The following is a 22,926-nucleotide window of genomic DNA, read 5'->3' on the forward strand; positions in this document are numbered from 1 at the left end:
ACTGTCTCATGTCGACCTGCAAACTCAACAACGGTATTCTTATCCATAGCAGCGTATTCCTGGTTGGTTGACTGTTTGGCGACAACAAATCAACCAGATACGCTGCTTTCTTTCAAACCTTCAAACACCAAAATTGGTTATAGCTCTATCCAAATCCGCGTTGCCTTTCACAGAATTGCGCCTTCTAGGGATCACTGCCTTGGCACCCTGTTCTGCAATCTGCTTCCGTAGATCCTCGCTATCATAACCTTTGTCCGCGACAATTGTTTCCGCACCCTCAATCTTGGCGATCAAGCTTGGAGCTTGCGTGCAATCATTTACCTGACCACCCGTGACCTCAAATGCAACCGGAAGCCCGTAAGCGTCAACCGCTAAATGGATTTTGCTTGTGTTTCCCGCCCGACTTTTCCCTATCGCCTCATCCTGATCACTGGCAGCACCGCTGCTGTGTTGGTGTGCTTTAGCGTAACTTCCATCAATGAAAGCCCATTCCATGTCCGGATCTACTACCAGCGCTTGAAATACTTTCTGCCACTTGCCTGATGCTGACCAGGCATTGAAGCGCTTGTACACCTTACTCCAACATCCGAAATCCTTCGGTAGATCTCTCCATGGGCAACCTGTACGCATTCGATAGAGCATGCCCTCAACGATCATACGGAGATCACGCTTGTTATAGATGGCCAGTTGCCGCAGAATTCCCCACAGCTTCGACCAGTGCTCATCGCTGAGCATTAATCGGGGCATTGCAAGCTCGTTTTGTCGTTGTGTTAGAACCTCAACAATGCGAGCTTGCTCTTACAAATCAACAGGCTACATCCAAACGGGAACAGCCCCTAGGCTATAGTAGTTTAGACTTGATCTGACAGTTACCGGCTTTTTAGAAAGTTCTCAGTCAGGTCAGCTTCAGAAGCTGGACTCTACATTTTTCAAAATCGAGACGAAATGTTCTTTGGTGAATCGTTTCTTCATGTTCATCTTTCTTATTGTATCTTTCTAGGAAGCTTGTGGTTGGAAATTGATCATCAGATCAGTTTGTTTATAGCCCACTACCTTGTTTGGCGACTAATTTTTGGGCATTTCGTCTCAATTGTGTTTCTAAACCCTGTAAATCACCAAGAATCCATGCGTCCGATATCCGATTACCCTGAAATGTAAACAATGCACACCCAACCCAGCTTACGATATGTTGAGTCGGAAAGAATCCCATCAACTCACCTCGGTGAATTCCGCAAAAAGTCACTTTGGCAAATACTTGCTTTCCCTCGGAAACGATCTCATTGATCGTGCAGCGATAGTCACCAAGCGCATTGTGGACGCTATCCACGTACTCCAAAAAGCCACGGTAACCCTGCGTCTCTTGGCCCAAAGATCCACGGAAGGTGAAGGATTCAAGGAGCACCGAAGAAATGATTGCCTTATTGTTCATGTTCCAGATCTCTTCATAGAATCGGCGTACTTGTTCTTTGTGCATAAATACTCCAAAATCATATCCTGTTTAAATCATGGATGCTGAGTATTGTTTCTGTTTGATCTATTGCGCTTATCAGCTGTAAACGGAATTGTTAAGAGGTGGGGTCAGTTCTTAGGTGAACTGCAAATACTCTCAAGCATGTTCAAAGTTGAATTTACTCCCTGAACAAGATAAGCCTGCATGCCTGCTTTCCTGGCGGCAGCGATATTGCCGGGATTATCATCAAAAAATACAATTTTTTTTGGGTGGATTTTTAATGTTTCGATAGCGAATAGAAAAAACGCTATCTCCGGTTTTGCCATCCCAATTTTATGTGAAGCAAAGATAAGTTCAAAATAGTCATGGGCACGAAATTCCAGTGTGATTCTTGGCCAGTGGATGGCGTTCGTATTGGAAAGTGCGGATACGCCAAATTCTCTGCTGACGTTCATCAATAGCTCCGTTGCGCCGGGATAGAATCCTTTTGGCCATTGCTCGAAGTGGGAGAGGATCTCATTAACCGTGTGATCAAGTTTCAGATCCTGTTTCATCGTATTGACAAACGCATCTGGAGAAATAAGGCCTTTCTCAAATTTTCTTGCAGTTTCTGATGAAAGCCAATCAGAAAACGGCATTTTATGCGCAGGGAACGGCGAGCCGGAAAGCTCTATCAGGACGCCGCCAAGGTCGAAAAGTATCCATTCTATTTCCCGGCGCATAGCTCACCTTTTTCTGTAGGGTATTGTTTACAGCGGTCCCTCTCTTTCCTACTTTTCTGAACAGTTCTTTACCAGCAAAGGCGTGTCAATTTGAAGCAATAGTTAAAATAGTGATGACGCTTCTTTAGTTTGCACTATTGTGCCACCTGCCCAAAAACGCCTGTCAATCGCTATATATTCAAACTGAAAGGTTTCCGGCCCTCCTGCGCGGCGGAGCGTCTACCGGTGAGCGGTGGTCTAGCCATTCTCCCACAGGAAAACTCCAACACCAAGTGTGTATCTGAGTATTTGAAGTCTGACCGGCAGTGGGTTTTGGCTGGATTTAGGGTCTTTATGCTGTAGTATTTATTTATCTGATTTTTAATCATGATTGCTTCAATCAATCATCGCTACCCTGTCTGCCTCTGTTGCCATCAGTACTCTCTGGTGGTGTTGGCTCCCTCTATGTATTCGTTACAGATACACGACTGAAACTGTTTGTGCGCTTCGGTCTGCCTAGCCAAGGCCGGATTTGCCGGACCGGCTGTCTTGCGCTGCCTTTGCCGGTTCTCTGCAGGGAGTTGCTTGCTGGGGAGGGGGAATAGTGTCCCTTATCGTTAATTGGCGAATAAAGTGGTACGGTAGGCACCCCTAATAATTGAATAACACTTTATGTAGCTAGGAGTTGTACTTATGGCACAGATCAAAGCTTTGGATAAAAAGGCACATGCCAACCTGAAATTCACCCAGGACATCACGTTTGACCATGTCAGCGGCAACCATATCCTGCCGCTGGTGGTGCAAGAGATGGTACAGGCGAGCCAGAGCTACCCGATCCTGTTCGTAAAAGACCAGGACACCGATCAATTCAAAGTGGTTGCCCTGACAGGCCTGCGCCCCGGTGAAAACCTCTTCTCCGGTAGCGAAGGCTGGGATGGCAGCTATGTACCACTGCAGGTACGCACCTATCCCTTTGTGCTGGTGAAGAACCCCGAAGATGCCGATCAGGCGGTGCTCTGCATCGATGAAGATTCCAAGATGCTGAGTGAATCCGAGGGTGAGCCACTGTTTGAAGAGGATGGCGAGCAAACCGACTACCTGAAAAACTGTGCTCAGGCCGTTGTAGAGGCCGCCCAGCGCGTGAGTGTTACCGAGCAGTTTGTCGAATTTCTGGTATCCAAGGATTTGCTCACCCAGAAGAAATTGACCCTGCGTGTTACCGAGAACGACAAGCCCTACGATCTGACCGGTTTCTTTGTGGTGGATGAAGAGAAGCTGAATAAGTTGTCCGATGAGGATTTCTTGGGGTTGCGCAAACGTGGCGCGCTGCCGGCTATCTATGCTTCCGTGATGTCTTCCATGCAGGTTCAAAGCCTGATTCGCAAAAAACGGGCCGGCTGATCCCTATTGCCCGGTAGCGATGGTTGGCGGGTGTTGCGTATCTACAATGCGGGTTCTGGGTTATGCCTCCAGCACCCGCTGTACTGTGTGCGATGATTCTCCCCTCAATGATTCGCGCTCAAATCATAAGGTGAAAGAAGGGGGGGCGCGGTTTTCCATCCGCTACTGATTTTCCTGGCTGGTGCTTTCCTACGGAGTTGTGGTATGCCTGCCAGTCTTGGTCGCGGTGCAGTCGAGCCGTAGGTTCCTGCGTTGCTGGTAAGGGCTTTTTTGTACTTGGTTTGAGCGGGGGCTGAATTGGTCGGAAGAGATGGCTGGGGCGGTAGGATTCGAACCTACGCATGACGGGATCAAAACCCGCTGCCTTACCGCTTGGCTACGCCCCAGTTTCAGAGTTGTAAAGGTGGGCCTTTGGCTTGAAATGGTAGCAAGGGGGAGACTTGAACTCCCGACCTCAGCATTATGAGTGCTGCGCTCTAACCGGCTGAGCTACCTTGCCATTTTCCCTGTTCTTGCCCGGGCCTGACCGAGGGCGCGCATTATCATGCTCCAGGTCGGGCGTGTCAACTCTTTTTTGTATTCTTTTCAGTTAGTTAGGAGGTTTTCTTTTGTGTCCGGCGCAGGGCCCGAACGACGCCTGGGGCCGGTGATAGCGGCGAGGGCGGAGCCCGCCACTACGGCGCCGGCGCCGGACCAGCTGATCCAGTTGAGCGGCTCCACGGCGATATAGTCCGGCCAGGTGGCGCTGATCAATGTACTCAACAGTAGGGTAATGACCGGCACCAGCGACAGGGTGGCGCTGACGCTGGATGCCTCCCAATGGACCAGGGCCTTGCTGAAAGCGCCGTAGGCGATCAGGGTATTGGCGGTGAGGAAAGCCAGCAGTGCCCACTCGAGCCCGCTGAGATGTGTGACCGCCAGTGGATCAGCCATGGGCAGGAAGCAGAGGGTACCGGCGATGTAAATCAATACCAGAAGATCCTGTGGTGTGGCCCGGCAGAGAATTTTTTTCTGGAAGAAGCCGTATACGGCCCAGGCCACAGCCGCCACCAGGATATATCCCAGACCCAGAAGATAGTTTTCGCCGCCGTCGGTCAAATTGCCCAGGCGCTGGTTGAAAAAGAGCAGCAGGCCGGTCACCACCATGGCCACGCCGCACCACTGGCGCGGCGAGAAGCGCTCCCCAAGGCAGAGTACGCTGGAAATCAACAACAGCAATGGCGCCAGTTGAATCACAATTTGTGCAGCGCCAGGGGTGATGTAATCGAGGCCACTGGCATAGGTGAGGTAATTAACCAACAGTCCCAAAACAGCCAGCAGGGTAAAAGGCAGCAGGGCGCGGCCAAATAGCGCCCCGAGCTTCAGCTGTCGCGACTGGCCGTAGTAGGCGCCCGCCAGCAGAGCGGCGCCGGCAAAGCGGTACCAAGTGGCCGTTTCCGGGCTGACATGCTCCAGCAGACCTTTGAGGGCGATGGGCAGGGCGGCCCACATGAAAACGGTTACCAGGGCCAGGGGAAGGCCGATTTTCCAGTTTGATTGCGCCATGAGTTCCCGGTCGGTGGAAAGCCGCCCCGGTGACAGGGCGGCGAGGAAAGAAAAAGATCAGACGTTGAAGCGGAAGTGGATGACATCTCCATCTGCAACGATGTAATCCTTGCCCTCCAGGCGCCACTTTCCGGCTTCCCTGGCGCCGGCCTCGCCGTCACAGGCAACAAAGTCACTGTAGCCAACCACTTCCGCGCGGATAAAGCCCTTCTCGAAATCTGTGTGGATTTTGCCGGCAGCATTGGGTGCTGTGGCGCCGAGGGGAATGGTCCAGGCGCGCACCTCTTTGACGCCCGCGGTGAAGTAGGTGTGCAGGCCCAGCAACTGATAGCCAGCGCGAATCACTCGGTTGAGGCCGGGTTCCTCCATGCCCAGTTCGTGTAGAAACTCCTGCTTTTCGTCGTCGTCCAGTTCGGCGACCTCCGCTTCCAGCTTGTTGCAAATGGGTACCAGTACGGCGTTCTCTTCGGCGGCAATAGCGGCGACCGCATCCAGGTGCGGATTCTGCTCAAGGCCCTCTTCGTGTACGTTGGCGATATACATGGTGGGCTTCACGGTGAGCAGGCTCAGTTCGCGCAGATCGGACAGCGCTTCTTCGGACAGGCCAAAAGAGCGCAGTGGCTTGGCTTCGTTCAGGTGTGGCTGGATCCTTTCCAGCAGCGCCTTCATTTTGATCGCGTGTTTGTCCTGCCCCTTGGCGGCGCGGGTGTAGCGTTGCAGGGCCTTTTCCACAGTATCCAGGTCGGCCAGGGCCAGCTCGGTATTGATCACCTCGATATCGGACAGAGGGTGCACCTGGTTGGCTACGTGGATCACGTTGTCGTCCTCGAAGCAGCGCACAACGTGGGCGATGGCGTCGGTTTCGCGGATGTTGGCGAGGAATTTGTTACCCAGGCCCTCGCCTTTGGAGGCACCCGCGACCAAACCGGCGATATCGGTGAATTCCATGGTGGTTGGAATCACTTTTTGCGGTTTGACGATCTGCGCCAGCTTGTCGAGGCGGCTGTCCGGTACCGGCACAACGCCGGCATTGGGCTCGATGGTGCAGAAGGGGAAGTTCTCAGCGTCGATACCCGCCTTGGTCAGTGCGTTGAACAGGGTGGATTTGCCCACATTGGGCAGGCCGACGATACCGCAAGTAAAACCCATAGTGCTATTTTTCCGTTTGCCTGAGGCGCGTCTGCACGCGCTGCTGATCTGTGGTGGAGAGTCCGGTCGTGACGGCGCTGGCGGGAGCCTGGGTGGGGTGTATGGCCACCAAAAAAACCGGGCCAGCCGGCGCAATACCGGCGATTTGGCGCAGCACACTAGCAAGTTTCCGGGACAAAAAGCAAGCCGGCCAACAGGGTCTATTGGCCTGCCGGGGTCGCCGTATGCAGTGTCTTCATAGCCCCGCCCCAGTCGCCGCTGGCGGCAGAGGGCAGTACACTGATCGCGCGCTCAATGGTTTCGGCCAGTGTTTCCTGCTCCGCTCTGGGGGCCCGCTGCAGTACGAACCGGACCACGTCACCGCCGCGGCCGGGATGACCGATGCCGAGCCGCAGGCGCATGAAATTCCGATTGTTGCCCAGCGCGGCAATGATGTCCCTCAGGCCGTTGTGACCACCGTGGCCGCCGCCGGATTTCAGGCGCGCGGTACCGGGGGGCAGATCCAGTTCATCGTGCGCGACCAGAATGGCCTCCAGGGGAATTTTGAAAAAATGCACCAGCGGGGCTACTGCCCGGCCACTGCGATTCATATAAGTGGTGGGGATCAACAGGCGAATATCCCGGCTGCCGATGCGCAGGCGGCCTGTCAGGCCGTGGACTTTGCTGTCCTGATTGAGCTGGACGCCGTGGTGGCGTGCCAGCTCGGCAACAAAATCGGCACCGGCGTTATGCCGTGTCCGGTCGTATTCCGGGCCGGGGTTTCCCAGGCCGACAATTAACTGGATCGGGGTGTCCGGTGCCGCTGCCAAAACGCTTACTCTTCGCTTTCACCGGATTCGGTTTCGGCTTCGGTCTCAGCATCAACAGCGCCGCGTGGTTTGTGGATAGAGGCGACAACCAGATTGTGGTCTTCGCCGTGGCTCAGGTCCACAGACTCAACCGCTGCCGGCAGTTTCAGGTCGGAAATGTGCAGTATGTCGCCCATTTCCAGGCCCGCCAGGTCCACTTCGATAAACTCGGGTAACTTGGCGGCGGGGGCGCGTACTTCCAGCTCGGTCAGTGTGTGGGAGACGATGCCGCCGGCCTTTACCCCCTTGCAGGCGTCTTCGTTGAGGAAGTGCAGGGGCACTTTCACATGTACCTTGGTGTTGGCGGAAACCCGTTGAAAGTCCACGTGGAGCAGCAACGGCCTGGCGGGGTGGCGCTGCAGATCGCGCAGGATCACTTTCTCGGCTTTACCGTCGATGTCCAGGGTTAGCATGGAAGAGAAGAAGGCTTCATTTTCCAGGGCCTTGAACAGGTCTTTTTGCATTAAGGATACGGATTGTGGCTTGGCTTTGCCGCCGTATATGATGCCGGGTACACGGCCTTCCAGGCGACGCAGGCGGCGGCTCGCACCTTTCCCCTCATCGCTGCGGGCAATGGCGTTCAATTTGATATCAGACATGGGTTAAACCTCGGATTGTCTGTCCAGGGCGACCTGCGACCGGACCGCGCTGGCGTTGTTGAAATTGGGTTTTTGGACCCAACAGGAATCGCCCGGCAGGCCGGGCGGGCGCGTATTTTACGGGAATCGACGCCGAAGGCAAAGTGCTCCGGCGGGTAAAAGATAATCGGGTAGCCGCCGGGGCCGGGCTGTTAGCGAAACATTGCGGAGAGGGATTCCTCGTTGCTGATGCGGCGCATGGACTCGGCCAGCATCGCGGACAGGGTCAGCTGACGAATCTTTGGCGCTCTTTCCATCTTGTCGCCCAGGGGAATGGAATCGGTGACGACAAGCTCGTCGAGTACCGAATTGTTCAGATTGTCGATGGCATTGCCCGATAGCACCGGGTGGGTACAGTAGGCGACGACTTTCTGGGCACCGTGCTCCTTGAGGGCGCTGGCGGCATTGCACAGGGTGCCGGCGGTGTCCACCATATCGTCCACCAGCAGGCAGGTGCGACCGCTGACTTCGCCGATGATATTCATCACTTCCGCCACATTGGCGTCGGGGCGGCGCTTGTCGATGATGGCCAGGTCACAGTCGAGGCTCTTGGCCACGGCGCGGGCGCGCACTACGCCGCCGATGTCCGGGGAAACGACCACCAGATTCTCGTATTTCCGGCGCTCGATATCGTCCAGCAGCACAGAGGAGCCGTAGACATTGTCCACGGGTACGTCGAAGAAGCCCTGGATCTGCTCGGCGTGCAGGTCTACGGTCAATACGCGGTCAATACCCACGCTGACCATCATGTCGGCGACCACTTTGGCGGAGATGGGTACGCGCTGGGACCTGACGCGGCGATCCTGGCGGGCGTAGCCGAAGTAGGGCACCACGGCGGTGACGCGGCCGGCAGACGCGCGGCGCAGGGCGTCTACCAGCAGAATCAGCTCCATCAGGTTGCGGTTGGTGGGCTGGCAGGTGGATTGCACCACAAAAACGTCGCGGCCGCGCACGTTATCGGTAATTTCAACGGCAATTTCGCCATCGGAGAAGCGTTTGACCAATGCCTCTCCGAGGGGGATCGCCATATGGTCAACCACTTTTTGTGCCAGCTCCGGATTTGCATTGCCGGTAAAGACCATTAAGTCAGCCACTGCGAGTTCCTTTAGTTTGTCTTGAAGTGTAGGTGTGTGCACAATTTTGCCAGCAGTTGGCGTAGGGCATTTCCCGTTCTTGCCTATTGCGGGAGAGACGGGGCGGGATAGGAGTATTCTGTTGGCCGCTCCCCGTTATCCGGATAGTTGCGCCGACTTTCACGGAGTGCCCCGGTCGTCGATAGGGGTTTGCGCGCAAGTTCGCCTTCGCCATTGTGGAATGGGGGGCGGGCTGTGTTCAGCCCTGCACGGGTAACCTGGGCCGGTTGGATCGATGTCGACTGAAACATGGGGAACCGGTTTTCAATAGCGCCACTGCCAATAAACAGAAAGTGGCTGGGGCGGTAGGATTCGAACCTACGCATGACGGGATCAAAACCCGCTGCCTTACCGCTTGGCTACGCCCCAGTATCTGTCCTCATTCGCTTGAGGTTAATTTCGCGAGCACCTGGTGAGCGGGAGAAATTGGTACGCCAGATGCTATAAATCCCCGCCATTTGTCCGGAAGCCGTGCAAACACCGTATTGGCAGCGCATGCGGTATGGAAAGCTGCGAATACACAGCCGCCGGTACCGGTGAGTTGTGCCGGTGCGAATTGCTCCAGCCACACTCTGGCATCGCGGACTTCAGGGTAGAGATGCTCTACCAGTGTCTGGCAGTCGTTACCGGGAAAAACTTGCCGCTTTTCTCCGCTCAGCGCTTTCTCCGAACGCAGCTTCTCGCGAAGGGCCGCTAATGTAATTGGGGGGGAATCTCTTGTCAAACGCGGGTCGCAAAAAATGTTTGCGGTGCGTACTTCGCAACCGGGAGACACCACCAGGTAGTGGCGTTTTACCGTGGTGATCGGGGTTAATTTTTCTCCAACGCCCTCGGCCCAGGCGGTGTGCCCGCGCACAAATACCGGAATATCTGCACCCAACTGGCGGCCCAGTTCGGCCAGCGCGTCGATAGACAGGCCGCACTGCCACAGGTAGTTGAGGGCCAACAGTGTGGTGGCGGCATCGCTGCTGCCGCCACCGATACCGCCGCCGTGGGGCAGGTTTTTGATCAGTCGAATATGTGCGCCCGGCACCTGGTGATGGTTGTGCAGGGATTTTTCTCGCAGCAGCCGGGCTGCGCGGTATACGAGGTTGTCCTCCAGCGGGATTTTGAGCGCACCGGCATCCACGTGGATTTTACCTGTTTCACACACTGAGAATGTCAGCGTGTCCCCATAATCGAGCAATTGAAACAGCGTCTGCAGCTCGTGGTAGCCGTCCGCGCGGCGACCGCCTATGCGCAGGAACAGGTTGAGTTTTGCGGGCGCGGGTAACTGCAGCATGGGAGAGGGTCGGGCCGGTTGAATCTGGTCGGCCAATCATACCTTCTCAAGGGTGTTTCAGCATTCAAAACTCCCACGCCTTGATCACCAGGGTGACCTGCACAGGGCCGGTGCTGGCGTTGGTCTGAGCCTTGATGCGGGTGGGCAGACGGTAGGGGCCATTTTGGCGGTAGTCGCTGAAACGGAGCAACCAGCCGGATTGTTGCAGGCTCTGCAGTTGTCCCTGGGCATTGTGCCTCTCAGCGCCTTTGGCCCCGGGGGCCGGCAGTCCGCGCACCCAGTAAAACATCTCAGCAGCGGGCAGAGGCCAGCCCAGGGTTTGCGCGGTGAGTTGCGACGCGTTGCGTGCCACAACCGGCGGTTCGTTGCCGCGCATCAGGCTGACGCCGCCGGCGGAGCCGGTAATGACCGTGGTGCCGGCGCCGAGAGGACCACTGAGGTGAATCCGGTAATTCTGTACACCGTTTTGTGTCCAGACCAGGTTGGCGCTGCCGTTATCCTTTGGAGAGCGCACACCCAGCTTTCCTTTCATGGTCCACTGTTTCAACTGCGCCACCGTTTCTGGTGCGGCTGTATCCCGAGGCACCTCCGGTGTGTGCTGTTCCCTGGTTTTCTGACTGGCACAGGCGGAGAACAGGAGGGTGAGGGCTGCGACCAGTAGAAAATAATAGGTGCGCGCGGAGGATACTTCAGTGATCGGATACATGCTGTTGTGGTGACTCTTGGATTTGCAGGCGCTTCATTGCGGCCGGAATAATGTCGCTGTGCGGATGGGTTGCAAGCCCGTCTTTCCAGACCCTGAGTGCACCCGTACGATCCCCCTGTACCCAGAGAACCTCGCCCAGGTGGGCTGCGATTTCGTGATCGGGCAGTCTCCCCAGTGCCTTGCGCAAATATTTTTCCGCCGCGGTGTAATTACCCAGACGGTACTGTACCCAGCCCATGCTGTCGAGGATGGCGGGATCTTCCGGTTTCAGCGCCAGGGCCTGGCGGATCAGTTGGAGTGCTTCCCCGCGGCGCGACGGATCGCCGATCAACTTGTAGCCCAGTGCGTTCAGCACGGTGGCGTTTTGTGGGTCGCGCTTGAGTAAGCTGCGCAGATCGCGTTCAAAGGCGGTGGCATTGCCGAGTTGATCGTTGAGTAAGGCGCGGGTATACATCAGGCGGCTACTGGCACTGTTGGCTGCGAGCCCCTGTTCGACTCTCTCCAGTGCCAGTTGCGGCTCGCCGTTTTTACGCAGCAGTTCAACCTCCATAAGGTAGAAGTGTTCTTCCTGCACAGGGTGTTCTTGGCGAAGTTCGGCAAACCACTGCCGGTTGTTCATGTGTTGGCCAGTGGCGGCGAGCAAACGGGTGCCGCGGGTGATGGCTTCCAGGTAATCGTTGCCGGGTTGGACCTGGCGAAAATGTTCGACAGCGGTGGTGATCTCCTGCTGCTTCTCAGCTACGCCGCCCAGATAAAAATGCGCTGAGGATTCGTGTTGTCTCAATTCCAGCAACTTTGTAAACAGTGGCTTGGCCGCGTCTATCTGGTTGGTTTCATATTCAATCAGGGCAAGGGACAGGATCAGGTTGCCATCTTCGGGGCGCTGTTTGACCAGTTCGGCAAACTGCTGGCGTGCCAGAGCCAGATCCTCGCGAATCAGCAAGCGCGCATACTGCAGGCGCAAGCGGCCCTCGCCGGGGTGGATGTTGACCAGATTTTCCAATAGTTCGATGGCGTCGCGACGCTTGCCGAGATCGACCAGCAGGTGGCTCTCCAGCAGTGGTGCATCGAGCTGATCCGGATGCTGCTCCTGGACCTGGTGTACTAGGGTGAGTGCGCGACCGTACTGCTTGCCGGCGCGCAATGCCATGGCATAGGCCAGAATCACTTCATCGTTAAGGGGGTATTCCTGTGCCAGAAGGGCAAGCTTTGCCAGGGTTTGTGCATCGAGCTTTTGCTGGGCGATGGCGGTGGAGGCGAGGGACTGCAGAGGCGGCTTGCCACCCAATGCCAGGGCTTTTTCTGCATGCGCCAGGGCGGTCGGCAAAACCCCGGCCAGGGTCAGTTCCGCAGTTACCGCCAGTTGGGCCTCGGTGTTTTCCGGCTCCAGTTCGACCCATAACTGGGCTGAGCGCAGGGCTGCCTGGCGGGCATTGAGGAAGCGGGCAATGCGCGTGGCGCGAGCGGCCACGCCGGCATCCTTGGTGACCTCCGCCTGGTGGTAGTAATTGGCCAGAGCGACATCGTAGTGCTTGCGAATACCGGCAACTTCCGCCACCAGCAGGGTGTAGAAGGTATCGATGGGAAAGGCCCGCGTAACGGCCTGCCGGGATGAGCCCACTGTTTTTGTCTTTTGCCTCTGTACGGCCTGGCCGGGGGGCTCGCCTGTATCCTCCCTCAATGGTACCCGATTACAGGCCCCCAGCATGAGTAGAAAGCAGAGACTTAAGAGCAGGGTGAAACTGGTGGCCTGGGGCTTTGCGGATAACAGGCGGGGTGGGAGCATAGATCGTGTCCATACGTTGCTGGGCGCGGGAGCGGGGGTCGAGTGACGTGTTTTAACCGATTAAGGCCATATAATTCTAGTCGTGAATCGGTCTCCGCACGGCGGGCTCCGGGTATCCCGGGCAAATCAGCGCGCAATTTAACCGCCCGCCGGCCTTGCAAGCGAGGCGGCGGCCCCTGAAAATGCGCCCCCAATGTGAACTTCGCACTTCGAGATTGAACACCGACGAAACGCTATGCCATTTGTTATCCTGGGTATCAACCACGACAGCGCACCCATAGAGGTACGCGAGCGGGTGGCTTTCGCGCCCGAGGTGATGCCCGGTGCCCTGGGGGATGCGCGAAAAATGCCTGACTGTCGGGAGCTTGCCATCCTCTCCACCTGCAACCGCACCGAGCTTTATGGGACCATCGACGCGGAGTCTCTGCTCCGGTGGCTCGCAGAATACCATTGTATACCGCTGGAGCAATTGCAAGGCTGCAGTTACCGCTATAGCGGGGAGGCGGCGGTACGACATATGATGCGCGTCGCCTGCGGCCTTGACTCCCTGGTCCTGGGCGAGCCGCAGATTCTCGGGCAGATCAAGTCGGCCTATGCGGTGGCGCGGGAATCCGGCAGCGTCGGCAGTGCGCTGCACCGGGTGTTCCAGCGGGTGTTTACTGTGGCGAAAAAAGTGCGCACTGAGACAGCCATCGGTGAAAACCCGGTGTCCGTGGCCTATGCCGCGGTGTCCCTGGCCTCGCGTATTTTTACCGACCTGAAAAGACAGACGGTGCTGTTGATCGGCGCCGGTGAGACGGTTGAACTGTTGGCGCGACACCTGCTGGATCAGGGAATCAGGCAGTTGATTGTGGCCAATCGCACCTTGAGTCGCGCACAGGTGCTGGCGGAGAATTTCGGTGCGGAGGCTATTCTGCTTGCCGATATTCCCGAGCATCTGGTCCGCGCGGATATTGTCATCAGCTCCACCGCCAGCCAGTTGCCCATTCTGGGCAAAGGCGCGGTGGAATCAGCGCTGCGCAAGCGCCGCCACAGTCCGATGTTTATGGTCGACATCGCCGTACCGCGGGATATAGAACCCCAGGTGGGGGAGCTCGATGATGTCTATCTGTATACGGTGGACGATCTGCGCGGTGTAATTGATGAGGGCATGCGCTCCCGCGAGAAAGCCGCTGAAGCTGCCGGGGCGATAGTGGACGCAGCCGCGGCAGAATTTACCAAAGAGAGCCGGGCGCTCGGGGCGGTGGATACCATTCGCAGCTACCGCCAGCGCGCCCAGGAAATCAGCGGCGCGGAACTGGAGCGGGTGCTGTTGCAACTGGACAAGGGCGGGGACCCGCGCCGTTTGATGGAACAACTGGTCCGGACACTGACGAACAAACTGATCCACGCGCCCACCGTCAGCTTAAAGAAAGCTACTGCCGATGGCGATCTGGAACGCCTGCGCATTGTGCGCGAGGTTGTGGGATTGGACGACCTCGCCGATATAGCACTAGAGAAAAAGCACAAATGAAAGAGTCGCTACTGAACAAGCTGGATCACCTGCAGGAGCGCCACGAGGAGATTTCCGCGCTGCTCGGTGATGCCGGCGTGATCGCCGATCAGGAACAGTTCCGCGACCTGTCGCGAGAGTATGCCGAGTTGGAGGAAGTGGTGAAATGCTACGGCCGCTACAGGCAACTGCAGGAGGATATGGCCGCGGCGCGGGAGATGCTCAGCGAGCAGGATTCAGAAATGCGCGAGATGGCGCAGGAGGAATTGCGCGAGGCACAGGTTCAGGTGGCGCCTTTGGAGCGTGAACTGCAGACCCTGTTGCTGCCCCGCGATCCCAATGACCGCAAAAATGTCTTCCTGGAGATCCGCGCTGGAACCGGTGGCGATGAGGCGGCGATTTTTTCCGGCGATCTGTTTCGCATGTATTCCCGCTACGCGGAAAAACAGGGCTGGCGCCTGGAGATTATCAGTGAAAATCCCGGTGAGCACGGCGGTTATAAGGAAATCATTACCCGCGTGGCGGGCGAGAATGTCTATGCAAAGCTCAAGTTCGAGTCCGGTGCCCACCGTGTACAGCGGGTTCCGGAGACCGAGTCCCAGGGGCGTATCCACACCTCCGCCTGCACCGTGGCAATCATGCCGGAGCCGGATGAGCGCGATGCCATTGAGGTCAACCGGGCCGATTTGCGCGTGGATACCTATCGCGCCTCCGGCGCCGGTGGCCAGCATGTGAACAAAACCGACTCCGCCGTGCGCCTGACCCATATCCCCACGGGCATCGTGGTGGAGTGCCAGGACGAACGCTCCCAGCACAAGAACCGCGCCAAGGCCATGGCACTGTTGCAGGCCAAACTCTCCAGTGCGCAGGAAGCGGCAGCGGCACAGGAAATTTCCGATGCGCGCAAAAGCCTGGTGGGCAGCGGTGACCGTTCCGAGCGCATTCGCACCTACAATTTTCCCCAGGGGCGGGTGACCGATCACCGTATCGGTCTGACCCTGTACAAGCTGGATGAGGTGATACAGGGCGCTCTGGAGGCAGTGATCGAGCCGCTGCGCACCGAGCACCAGGCGGACCAGTTGGCAGCCATGGGCCAGTAGTGCTGATGTTTCTACGCCGCTACAGGTAGCTGTTTGCGTATGGCCAGTGTCAAGGACAATATTGCTCGCTGGGGGGAATTGACCCACAGCGAGTCGGCGCGATTGGATACTGAGATTCTGCTCGGCCATATCCTGGCTCGCGGGCGCGCCTGGCTCTACACCTGGCCGGAATACCAGCTGACACCGGCCCAGCAAAGCGCATTCGATGGGCTGCTGGCGCGTCGCAGACGTGGGGAGCCGGTGGCACACCTGACCGGCAAGCGGGAATTCTGGTCGCTCAGATTAAAAGTCGATGCCTCCACTCTGATTCCCCGCCCAGACACGGAGCTGCTGGTGGAGACGGCCCTGGCGCTCTGCCCGCAGGAAAAGGTGCGCGCACTGGATCTGGGTACTGGCAGCGGGGCCATAGCACTGGCGCTGGCTGCAGAGAGACCGGGCTGGCAGATTATTGCCGCGGAGAGATCTGGCACGGCCCTGGCGCTGGCCGAGGAAAACCGTCGCAACCTCGGCTTTCACAATGTGGAGATACACCGGAGTGACTGGTTCGCACAGTTGCCACCCCAGCGCTTCGCGCTGATCGTCAGTAACCCTCCCTATATCGACAGTGCCGATCCACACCTGCAACAGGGTGATGTGCGCTTCGAGCCGCGCTCTGCACTGGTGGCGGGACGTCGGGGCCTCGCGGATATCGAGCATATCGCGGCGTGTGCCGGTGATTACCTGGAGGTGGGGGGCTGGTTGCTGGTGGAGCACGGCTGGCAGCAGGCGGCGCGGGTGCGGAAGATTTTTACCGCGGCCGGTTTTATCGATGTGCAAAGCCGCAGGGATTATTGCCGCAGGGAAAGAATAACACTGGGGACACGGGGGCGAATACAACCGCAGTTGCCTGCCAGCACATAAGCATCCCGGCGCTGAAAGGAGGGGGAATCTGTGCACGATCACGTCCATCACCGCAGCGGCAACGGCGCCTTGCGCCCGCTGCTGATCGCTTTCCTGCTCACGCTGGGTTTCTCCTTTGTGGAAGTGGTGGGAGGCTGGCTGTCCGGTTCCCTTGCGCTGCTGAGCGATGCGGGACATATGCTCACGGACGCTTTTGCTCTGGCGCTCGGGGCCGTCGCTGCGGCGCTGGCAAAAAAACCGGCGGATCGCGATCTGTCTTTTGGCTGGGGTCGGGCGGAAGTGCTGGCGGCGGTGATCAACGGCCTGCTTATGCTGCTGATTGTTGCAGCTATCTCCTTTGCGGCGATCGACCGGCTGCGCAACCCGCAGCCGGTGCAGGGCGGTATGGTAATGCTGATCGCGTTTGTCGGGCTACTGGTCAATATTCTGGCGGCATGGGCACTTTACCGGGGTGAGCGCACACTCAATATCCGCGGGGCTCTGTTGCATGTGATGGGGGATTTGCTGGGCTCGGTGGCGGCGCTCATCTCCGGGGCGGTGATCTATCTGAGCGGTTGGTTGCCCATCGATCCACTGCTGTCGCTGTTGATCTGCCTGCTGATCCTGATTTCCTGTGTGCGCCTGCTGCGCGATGCGGTCGATGTGTTGATGGAGCGGGTACCGCGGGAGCTGAGCCTGCCGGTGGTGGGTGAGACCCTGGCGCGGGTCAGCGGGGTGCGCTCCGTGCACGATCTGCATATCTGGCGGCTGGACTCCAGTACCGTTTCACTTTCGGCACATATTGTAGTGGACGATCTGTCGGCCTGGCCGGCGGTGCTGGCGCGCCTGCGGGCAACTCTGATCAAGCGCTTTGGTATCGAACATATCACCCTGCAGCCGGAACCGATTGAGCAGGTCGAGCCGGTGATTATCGACAGGGTCAGCGCACCCTGATACCGGGGCTCAATCTTCCTCGTTCAGCGGTTCCGGGACCGTATCGGCAGAGGGTGTGCGTGGCGGTTTGAGCGCCTGGGCCTGCTCGGCTGCGGGGGTTTCTGCGACCACTTCCTGGGGTTGGCTGATCTGTTCCCCCGGGGTCTGGATACCGATATGGTAGGCGGCGAAACCGGGCTGTACTACCTGGTTTTGCGCCATACCGAGAATACGCCCGTTGTGTTCTGAGCGAATCTCGCTGCGCACGTTGGTGATGGGGTTGGTGACCGTGCCGAGCAGGTCCCCCCGGCCTATAAACGCGCCGAGTTGTACCGCACTGAAGATGATGCCGCCGGTGGTGGCGCGCTGCCAGGTGGAATTGTAATACACCGGCTCCGGGTCACCCCACAGGCGAAATTTGCTCACCATGCCCAGTTGGTGCAGGAGGGTGCGAATCCCTTTCACACTGTGACTGACAGACAACTCGTCGAGCACCATGGGTGCGCCCGCCTCCAGTGTAACGGTAGGAATGCCCGCCTCTACCGCGGCGCGGCGCAGTGTGCCTTTGGCGCCGGTGCTGTGCAGTACCACGGTGGCACCGAAGCCCTGGGTCAGTTTCACGACTTTCGGATTGCTCAGGTCGCCGCGCAGCTGCGGCAGGTTGGTTCGGTAAAAAGAGCCCGTGTGCAGGTCGACCACCGCATTGCAATGGCTGATCACTTCGTGGAAAAACGAATGGGCGATGCGCGCCGCGGAGGAGCCATGGGGATCGCCAGGGAAGTACCTGTTCAGGTCGCGACGATCAGTGAGGTAGCGGGAGCCGCGGTGAAAGCCCTGCAGGTTCACGATGGGCACCCCGACAACAGTGCCGTTCAAGTGTTCGGCATCCAGGTCATACAGTACCCGCCGCACGGTTTCTATGCTGTTGAGCTCGTCGCCGTGCACTGCGGCGGTAAGGCACAGTACCGGACCCGGTTTGGCGCCGTTCACCACGAGTACAGGGGTGGGACTGTACACTCCTTCAAAGTGTTGGCTGGGAGACCAGGCCAGGCGGGTAGCGGTTGCCGGCGGTACTTCAGCGCCGAGCAGGCGCAGGGGCTTGGCGTCCTCCCTGGGCCCTGGTGAGAGGGTTACCGCAGTGGGGGTTTCCAAATTGCTGGCGATTTCCCGCACAGGTTGCGCCCTCGCCTCTCTCTTGGCTGTATGCGCGGGCTCCAGTTCTGCGATGGGCTGGTCCAGCTGCAGGTTTTCCGCCTGGGGCAGGGGTGCCTGTGTACTGCTGTTCGGGCTGGCGTCAGGCGAGCGCGGTGTATCGCCGTTGGCCACTGACGGTGCGGACAGAGAGATAACCGGTTGATCCAGATGCAGGTTTTCCGCCGGGGATACCATGGTATTTTGCGCCGGATCGGCCCCATTCAGACCCTGGGCCTGAGTGGCGGTTACCAGCAGGGCAAGACCCAGCAAGCGCTGGAATCTGCGCGGGGAGCGGCGCGGGATCATGGTTTACTCCGGTCAGTTTCTTATTCTGGGCCGTGCCGACGGTACTGTTTCTGCCCGACACAGGTGCAAACTTGGAGCACGGACCGGCTCAGGGCGTTCCCTGGAATGGTGAAGTTTCTCTGGCGATAGAGGGTTCCCGCGCGATTGTGATGGCTCTGCGGCTGGTGCGCCAAAAACGCATTGCCAACAGGATCGAGGCGGTGCCGAGGCCGATACAGACCCCGGCCCAGTAGCCATAAACCCCCCACAAGTTCTCCCCCAGCCAATAGGCACTGGAGAGCCCCACCAGCCAGTAGGAGAACAGCTGGATAAACATGGGCACGCGGGTGTCTTTGTATCCCCGCAGGGCGCCCCAGGTCATGGCCTGGGCGACATCAACCAGCTGGAATGCCGCACACAACAACAGTAGATTGGTGGCCACGGCGACAATCTCTGTATTGCTGGTGTAGACCTGTACGAAAAATCCGCGCAGGCTGATCAACAGGACCCCGGTACCAAGCGCGTAAAGCACGCCGGTGCCAATGCCCACCTTGCCCGCAAACAGGGCCCGCTTGGGTCGCCCCTGACCCAGTAGCTGGGCAGTGCGTATGCTCAGAGCCTGAGCGAGTGCCAGGGCCACCAGATAGAAGATGGAGCCCACGTTCATACCGATCTGGTGGGCGGAGACGATTGCTGCACCGTATGGCGCCAGCAAGACGGTCAGGCTCGCAAAAAAAGTGACCTCACTGGCGGCACCGACACACACCGGCAAACCCACTGCCAGCAGATGCACGAGGGTGGGCCAATGGGGCTTGGAGGGCGTCAACTTGAGTTTAAGCGCACGGTATGCGGGGTCGCTGCAGGCGTGCCAGAACAGCGCCAGGGCGATCAGGCAGCTGAGCGCGGCAGTGGCCCAGCCGCAACCCGCACCCCCCATGGCGGGTATCGGACCGGCGCCGAATACTAAGAGTATATCCAGCGGAATGTTGAGTACTGCCGCGGCGAGGTAGATGCGCATAACCGGGCGCACCTGTCCCATGCCTTCGCAGTAACCGCGCAGTGCCGTACCCAGGGCGAAGGGCAGGGTGCCGACGGTCAGGGCCAGGATATAGTTTTGCAAAACCTGTCGTACAGGGGCTTCCGTATCTATCCACTGACTCCAGACCGGTACGGCCAATAGGGCCAGAACCACCAGGAGACCACCGGCGAATGCGATCCAAAGTCCCTGCTGCAGTTGTCGGGCACAACCTTTCTCATCCCTCGCACCGCGCAGGTGGGCCACGAGTGGAGATACCGCCGCGAGCAAACCGATCAGGGTTACAGCGCATACCGCCCAGATACTGGAGCCGAGAGCCAGGCCCGCCAGATCCACTTCGCCGGCGCGACCGGCTACGATGGTATCCACAACGCCCATGCTCACAACGGCCAGGTTGCTGACCGCCAGGGGCCCACCCAGCGTGGTCAGGCGGGACAATTCGGTGGTAATGGCGTGTCGATAAAGCTTAAACAAAGAAAAAACCAGGTTTCAGCGCTGTGTATCAGCCGATGATTGTGGGAAACCAGCCAGTATCAACCTAAGCGTGTGGTATTGGTTAACCGGCTGGCTCTGCAAAAGGGGTTTGATCGCACGGGTAGCCCGTCACCCATAGAAGAGCCGGTATTTTACGGTGAAACCCGGATTTGGCCCAGCGACTATTTGTTGGGGCGACTTGCAACGGTTCGGGCGTGGCCTGCGGCACCTGGATACTGCAAACTCGGCTTTCGGCCAAAGGCGCCACCCAAAGTCTGCGTGGGTGCCCACTGCCGATGTCCGCGGGCGGGCAACCGGGCTCCGTCAGAGGAGAAAAGCGCGGGGTGGTCCCTGTCCGGGGTATTCGGGCACGATGGCCAGATCTTGATATCAAGGCACCTATCTCCATGGTTGTAATGAAGGGGGCTTTTGCCTGACCCGCGTGTAGGCAGTGGAATCCCTGTGTAACAGATACTGTGCCCGCTCGACTAAAGTGAACAAATGGACCGAATGGGAGAGTGAATAAAATGAGTGGTGCGATGAATAGCCTGGGTCGCTGGTATGCTTGTTTCCTGCATTTTGTACGCAAGATTGACTGGCTGGGCCCACTGGCACTGCGTATCTATTTGGCGCCGATTTTTATAATGGCCGGCCTCAACAAGATGAGCAATATTGAAGATGTAGCGGCGTGGTTTGGCAATCCCGATTGGGGCCTGGGCCTGCCGGCCCCAATGCTGATGGCCTGGTTGGCGGCGCTGGTGGAGTTCTTTGGCGGTATTGCCATTCTGGTTGGCTTTGGCACCCGTCTGGTGGCGATTCCGCTGATGTTTGTAATGGCGATTGCAGCAGTGACGGCACACTGGGAAAACGGCTGGTCGGCCCTGCCGGACAAGACACTGACAGCGCCCTGGGAGTGGCGTGAGGATCTGATCGATGAGGCGGTCCTGCGCAAGGAGCGGGTGGTCGCGCTTCTAAAGGAGCACGGTAATTACGAGTGGCTGGCCGGGGCTGGCAATATCACCATCCTGAAAAACGGCATTGAGTTCGCTGCGACCTACTTCATTATGTTGCTGGTGCTGCTCTGCAGCGGAGCGGGTCGCTTTTTCAGTATTGATTACTGGCTGTGCCGGCGCTATTGCGGGCGGGACCCCAGCTAGAGATGGTATACTCGCCAGCTATTTGAAAATTTGAGTGAGTGTTGACCTTGATAGGCAAGTTGTTTCGCCGTTCCACCTCTGCAGAGGATGAAAATCCGCCCGGGGGCGAAAAGCGCTCCCGGCGCCCTAACGAGGGTACGGAATCGCCTGGAAAGACCGCCACAGGCCAGGTGCCCAGGCATGAATCCGGCCAAAGCGGGGGGCAATTTCGCCAAAGCGGCGGCAAGACATCTCACAGCAGGGGGCGCCAGCGTAACCGCAAGCCGAAAGCCGAACAGGTTGCCTCACCCTGGTCGCTGGATGCGTTTCAGGTTCCGGAACAGGTGGGCAAGGTTCGCTTCCACGACCTGAACCTGCCCCTGGAGCTGATGCGTGCTATTTCCGACTTGGGCTTCCGGTATTGTTCGCCTATTCAGGGGCGTTCTCTGCCACACACTCTGAACGGCCATGATCTGGTGGGCAAGGCACAGACCGGTACCGGCAAGACCGCAGCCTTCCTGATTACCATCATTGAAGACCTGCTGCGTCATCCCTTTGAGGGAGAGCGCTATGCCGGCGAAGCCCGCTCTCTGATCATTGCTCCGACCCGTGAACTGGTGATGCAGATTGCCGATGATGCCAAGGCGCTGTGCAAATATACCGGCTTGGAAATTCACACGCTGGTGGGCGGGATGGAATACGATAAACAGCAGCGCAACTTGAATGGTCGTCTGGTGGATATCCTGGTCGCTACGCCCGGACGTCTGCTGGATTTTGTCGGCAACCGCGATTGTTTTCTGGATCAGGTGGAAGTCCTGGTGATCGATGAAGCCGACCGTATGCTGGATATGGGCTTTATTCCCCAGGTGCGCCGTATCGTGCGCCAGACGCCGCGCAAAACCCACCGCCAGACGATGTTCTTTTCTGCCACCTTTACCCCGGAAGTCGATGCCCTGGTTGAGCAGTGGACCGATGATCCTGTCCTGGTGGAAATCGAACCGGAGCGGGTGGCCACCGATTCCGTAGAACAGCATGTGTACTTAGCCGCAAGCAAAGAAAAATACGCCCTACTGTATAACATACTGCAGAGCGGCGATGTGGATAGCCTGATCGTATTCGCCAACCGCCGAGACCAGTGCCGTCGCCTGCACGAAAGACTGCTTGCCCACGGTTTTTCTGCGGGCCTGCTTTCCGGAGAAGTGGCGCAGAACAAGCGCGTGCGCACCCTGGAAGACTTCAAATCCGGCAAGACCAAGGTGCTGGTGGCCACTGATGTTGCCGGCCGCGGTATCCATATCGACGGCATCAGCCACGTGGTGAACTTCACACTGCCAGAGGAACCGGAGGATTATGTGCACCGCATTGGCCGTACCGGCCGTGCCGGTAAAACGGGTACCTCTATCAGCTTCGCCTGTGAAGATGATGCTATGCGCCTTGAGCCGATAGAACAGTTACTGGGACAAAAATTAAAATGCGAGGTCCCACCGGAAGCGCTGGTACAAAAGCCCCCCGCGGTCGAAGTCCGCCATAGCGGAAGTGACAGGGGCTCTAGAAGCAGCCATGGCAGACACCGCAGCGGCGGTCGGGGCCGTCCGCGTTAATCCGCCCATTGTCTGCAAACAGGGTGATCCGACCCATCGACATCCCTGAATAACCAAAGACTCAGGCTTGGGTGGTGTTGAAACTGTGGCGAAAGTATCAGTTTTCACTGTATCAGCCCGTTTTTCCTTCACGCCTTTTATTTCTGTCCTAAAATCT

The 22,926-nt window shown here is 58.0% G+C and carries 21 protein-coding genes, 3 tRNA genes and 1 pseudogene; 7 read left to right on the forward strand and 18 right to left on the reverse strand.

The features are described 5' to 3' along the window. Positions 1-138: 138 nt before the first annotated feature. The 3 genes and pseudogenes from ACL7TT_RS00005 to ACL7TT_RS00015 all read right to left on the reverse strand — a co-directional run. Positions 139-747 (reverse strand): annotated as a pseudogene (locus tag ACL7TT_RS00005) (IS5 family transposase); the annotation flags it as partial. Positions 748-1,039: 292 nt separating this feature from the next. Continuing rightward, entirely contained in the window at positions 1,040-1,474 is a 435-nt protein-coding gene (locus tag ACL7TT_RS00010; protein WP_413392112.1) for an ester cyclase, read from the reverse strand. A 104-nt stretch (positions 1,475-1,578) separates the two neighbouring features. Then, entirely contained in the window at positions 1,579-2,172 is a 594-nt protein-coding gene (locus tag ACL7TT_RS00015; RefSeq protein WP_413392113.1) for an HAD family hydrolase, read from the reverse strand. Positions 2,173-2,844: 672 nt separating this feature from the next. On the opposite strand from ACL7TT_RS00015, the gene ACL7TT_RS00020 reads away from it, so the two are divergent. Next, the gene (locus ACL7TT_RS00020; protein WP_413392115.1) at positions 2,845-3,552 is read left to right on the forward strand and encodes a SapC family protein; all 708 of its coding nucleotides are present in this window, start codon (positions 2,845-2,847) and stop codon (positions 3,550-3,552) included. 311 nt (positions 3,553-3,863) lie between these two features. Here ACL7TT_RS00020 and ACL7TT_RS00025 read toward each other — a convergent pair. The 13 genes from ACL7TT_RS00025 to ACL7TT_RS00085 form a co-directional block, all read right to left on the reverse strand. After that, a tRNA-Gln gene (locus ACL7TT_RS00025) sits at positions 3,864-3,938 on the reverse strand. Between the two features lie 36 nt (positions 3,939-3,974). Further along, positions 3,975-4,051: transfer RNA gene (locus ACL7TT_RS00030), tRNA-Met, on the reverse strand. Positions 4,052-4,137: 86 nt separating this feature from the next. Further along, positions 4,138-5,097: a DMT family transporter gene (locus ACL7TT_RS00035; protein ID WP_413392117.1), complete on the reverse strand. Its 960-nt coding sequence runs from the start codon at positions 5,095-5,097 to the stop codon at positions 4,138-4,140. A gap of 57 nt (positions 5,098-5,154) precedes the next feature. Continuing rightward, positions 5,155-6,246 carry a redox-regulated ATPase YchF gene (ychF, locus tag ACL7TT_RS00040; RefSeq protein ID WP_413392119.1) on the reverse strand — a complete coding sequence of 364 codons (1,092 nt, stop codon included), beginning with the start codon at positions 6,244-6,246 and terminating at the stop codon, positions 5,155-5,157. Between the two features lie 4 nt (positions 6,247-6,250). After that, on the reverse strand, positions 6,251-6,403 hold the full coding sequence (locus ACL7TT_RS00045; protein ID WP_413392120.1) for a hypothetical protein: 153 nt from the start codon (positions 6,401-6,403) through the stop codon (positions 6,251-6,253). 43 nt (positions 6,404-6,446) lie between these two features. Beyond that, the gene (pth, locus tag ACL7TT_RS00050; RefSeq protein ID WP_413392122.1) at positions 6,447-7,055 is read right to left on the reverse strand and encodes an aminoacyl-tRNA hydrolase; all 609 of its coding nucleotides are present in this window, start codon (positions 7,053-7,055) and stop codon (positions 6,447-6,449) included. Between the two features lie 5 nt (positions 7,056-7,060). Then, the gene (locus ACL7TT_RS00055) at positions 7,061-7,693 is read right to left on the reverse strand and encodes a 50S ribosomal protein L25/general stress protein Ctc (protein WP_413392124.1); all 633 of its coding nucleotides are present in this window, start codon (positions 7,691-7,693) and stop codon (positions 7,061-7,063) included. 191 nt (positions 7,694-7,884) lie between these two features. Then, entirely contained in the window at positions 7,885-8,814 is a 930-nt protein-coding gene (locus ACL7TT_RS00060) for a ribose-phosphate pyrophosphokinase (protein ID WP_413392583.1), read from the reverse strand. 95 nt (positions 8,815-8,909) lie between these two features. Next, positions 8,910-9,191, reverse strand: coding sequence for a hypothetical protein (locus ACL7TT_RS00065; RefSeq protein WP_413392126.1), 282 nt, complete (start codon positions 9,189-9,191; stop codon positions 8,910-8,912). Continuing rightward, positions 9,160-9,234, reverse strand: a tRNA-Gln gene (locus tag ACL7TT_RS00070). The genes ACL7TT_RS00065 and ACL7TT_RS00070 overlap by 32 nt, the downstream gene beginning before the upstream one ends. A gap of 10 nt (positions 9,235-9,244) precedes the next feature. Then, positions 9,245-10,183, reverse strand: coding sequence for a 4-(cytidine 5'-diphospho)-2-C-methyl-D-erythritol kinase (gene ispE, locus ACL7TT_RS00075; RefSeq protein ID WP_413392127.1), 939 nt, complete (start codon positions 10,181-10,183; stop codon positions 9,245-9,247). Between the two features lie 28 nt (positions 10,184-10,211). Then, positions 10,212-10,853 (reverse strand): lipoprotein insertase outer membrane protein LolB, encoded by a 642-nt coding sequence (lolB, locus tag ACL7TT_RS00080; RefSeq protein WP_299941469.1) that lies wholly within the window; start codon positions 10,851-10,853, stop codon positions 10,212-10,214. Further along, positions 10,837-12,639, reverse strand: coding sequence for a tetratricopeptide repeat protein (locus tag ACL7TT_RS00085; RefSeq protein ID WP_413392129.1), 1,803 nt, complete (start codon positions 12,637-12,639; stop codon positions 10,837-10,839). The genes lolB and ACL7TT_RS00085 overlap by 17 nt, the downstream gene beginning before the upstream one ends. Before the next feature lie 235 nt (positions 12,640-12,874). On the opposite strand from ACL7TT_RS00085, the gene hemA reads away from it, so the two are divergent. From hemA to ACL7TT_RS00105, 4 genes are read left to right on the forward strand one after another with little or no spacing between them, the layout of a single operon-like run. Then, positions 12,875-14,152: a glutamyl-tRNA reductase gene (gene hemA / locus ACL7TT_RS00090; RefSeq protein ID WP_299941475.1), complete on the forward strand. Its 1,278-nt coding sequence runs from the start codon at positions 12,875-12,877 to the stop codon at positions 14,150-14,152. Further along, positions 14,149-15,231 carry a peptide chain release factor 1 gene (prfA, locus tag ACL7TT_RS00095; RefSeq protein ID WP_413392131.1) on the forward strand — a complete coding sequence of 361 codons (1,083 nt, stop codon included), beginning with the start codon at positions 14,149-14,151 and terminating at the stop codon, positions 15,229-15,231. Before hemA ends, prfA begins: the two co-directional genes overlap by 4 nt. Before the next feature lie 39 nt (positions 15,232-15,270). Then, positions 15,271-16,131, forward strand: coding sequence for a peptide chain release factor N(5)-glutamine methyltransferase (gene prmC, locus ACL7TT_RS00100; RefSeq protein ID WP_413392133.1), 861 nt, complete (start codon positions 15,271-15,273; stop codon positions 16,129-16,131). A gap of 30 nt (positions 16,132-16,161) precedes the next feature. Further along, positions 16,162-17,064: a cation diffusion facilitator family transporter gene (locus ACL7TT_RS00105; RefSeq protein WP_413392135.1), complete on the forward strand. Its 903-nt coding sequence runs from the start codon at positions 16,162-16,164 to the stop codon at positions 17,062-17,064. A gap of 9 nt (positions 17,065-17,073) precedes the next feature. Here ACL7TT_RS00105 and ACL7TT_RS00110 read toward each other — a convergent pair whose 3' ends face one another. Both ACL7TT_RS00110 and ACL7TT_RS00115 read right to left on the reverse strand, forming a co-directional pair. Further along, the gene (locus ACL7TT_RS00110; RefSeq protein WP_413392137.1) at positions 17,074-18,543 is read right to left on the reverse strand and encodes a succinylglutamate desuccinylase/aspartoacylase family protein; all 1,470 of its coding nucleotides are present in this window, start codon (positions 18,541-18,543) and stop codon (positions 17,074-17,076) included. A gap of 88 nt (positions 18,544-18,631) precedes the next feature. Further along, positions 18,632-20,032: an MATE family efflux transporter gene (locus ACL7TT_RS00115; protein ID WP_413392139.1), complete on the reverse strand. Its 1,401-nt coding sequence runs from the start codon at positions 20,030-20,032 to the stop codon at positions 18,632-18,634. 527 nt (positions 20,033-20,559) lie between these two features. Here ACL7TT_RS00115 and ACL7TT_RS00120 point away from each other — a divergent pair. Both ACL7TT_RS00120 and rhlB read left to right on the forward strand, forming a co-directional pair. After that, the gene (locus ACL7TT_RS00120; protein WP_413392141.1) at positions 20,560-21,189 is read left to right on the forward strand and encodes an HvfX family Cu-binding RiPP maturation protein; all 630 of its coding nucleotides are present in this window, start codon (positions 20,560-20,562) and stop codon (positions 21,187-21,189) included. A 38-nt stretch (positions 21,190-21,227) separates the two neighbouring features. After that, a complete protein-coding gene (gene rhlB, locus ACL7TT_RS00125) occupies positions 21,228-22,769 on the forward strand; it encodes an ATP-dependent RNA helicase RhlB (protein WP_413392143.1) in 1,542 nt (513 codons plus the stop codon). Positions 22,770-22,926: the final 157 nt, after the last annotated feature.

It is taken from the genome of Microbulbifer jejuensis (genome assembly GCF_047289955.1).
In the GTDB taxonomy this organism is placed as follows: domain Bacteria; phylum Pseudomonadota; class Gammaproteobacteria; order Pseudomonadales; family Cellvibrionaceae; genus Microbulbifer.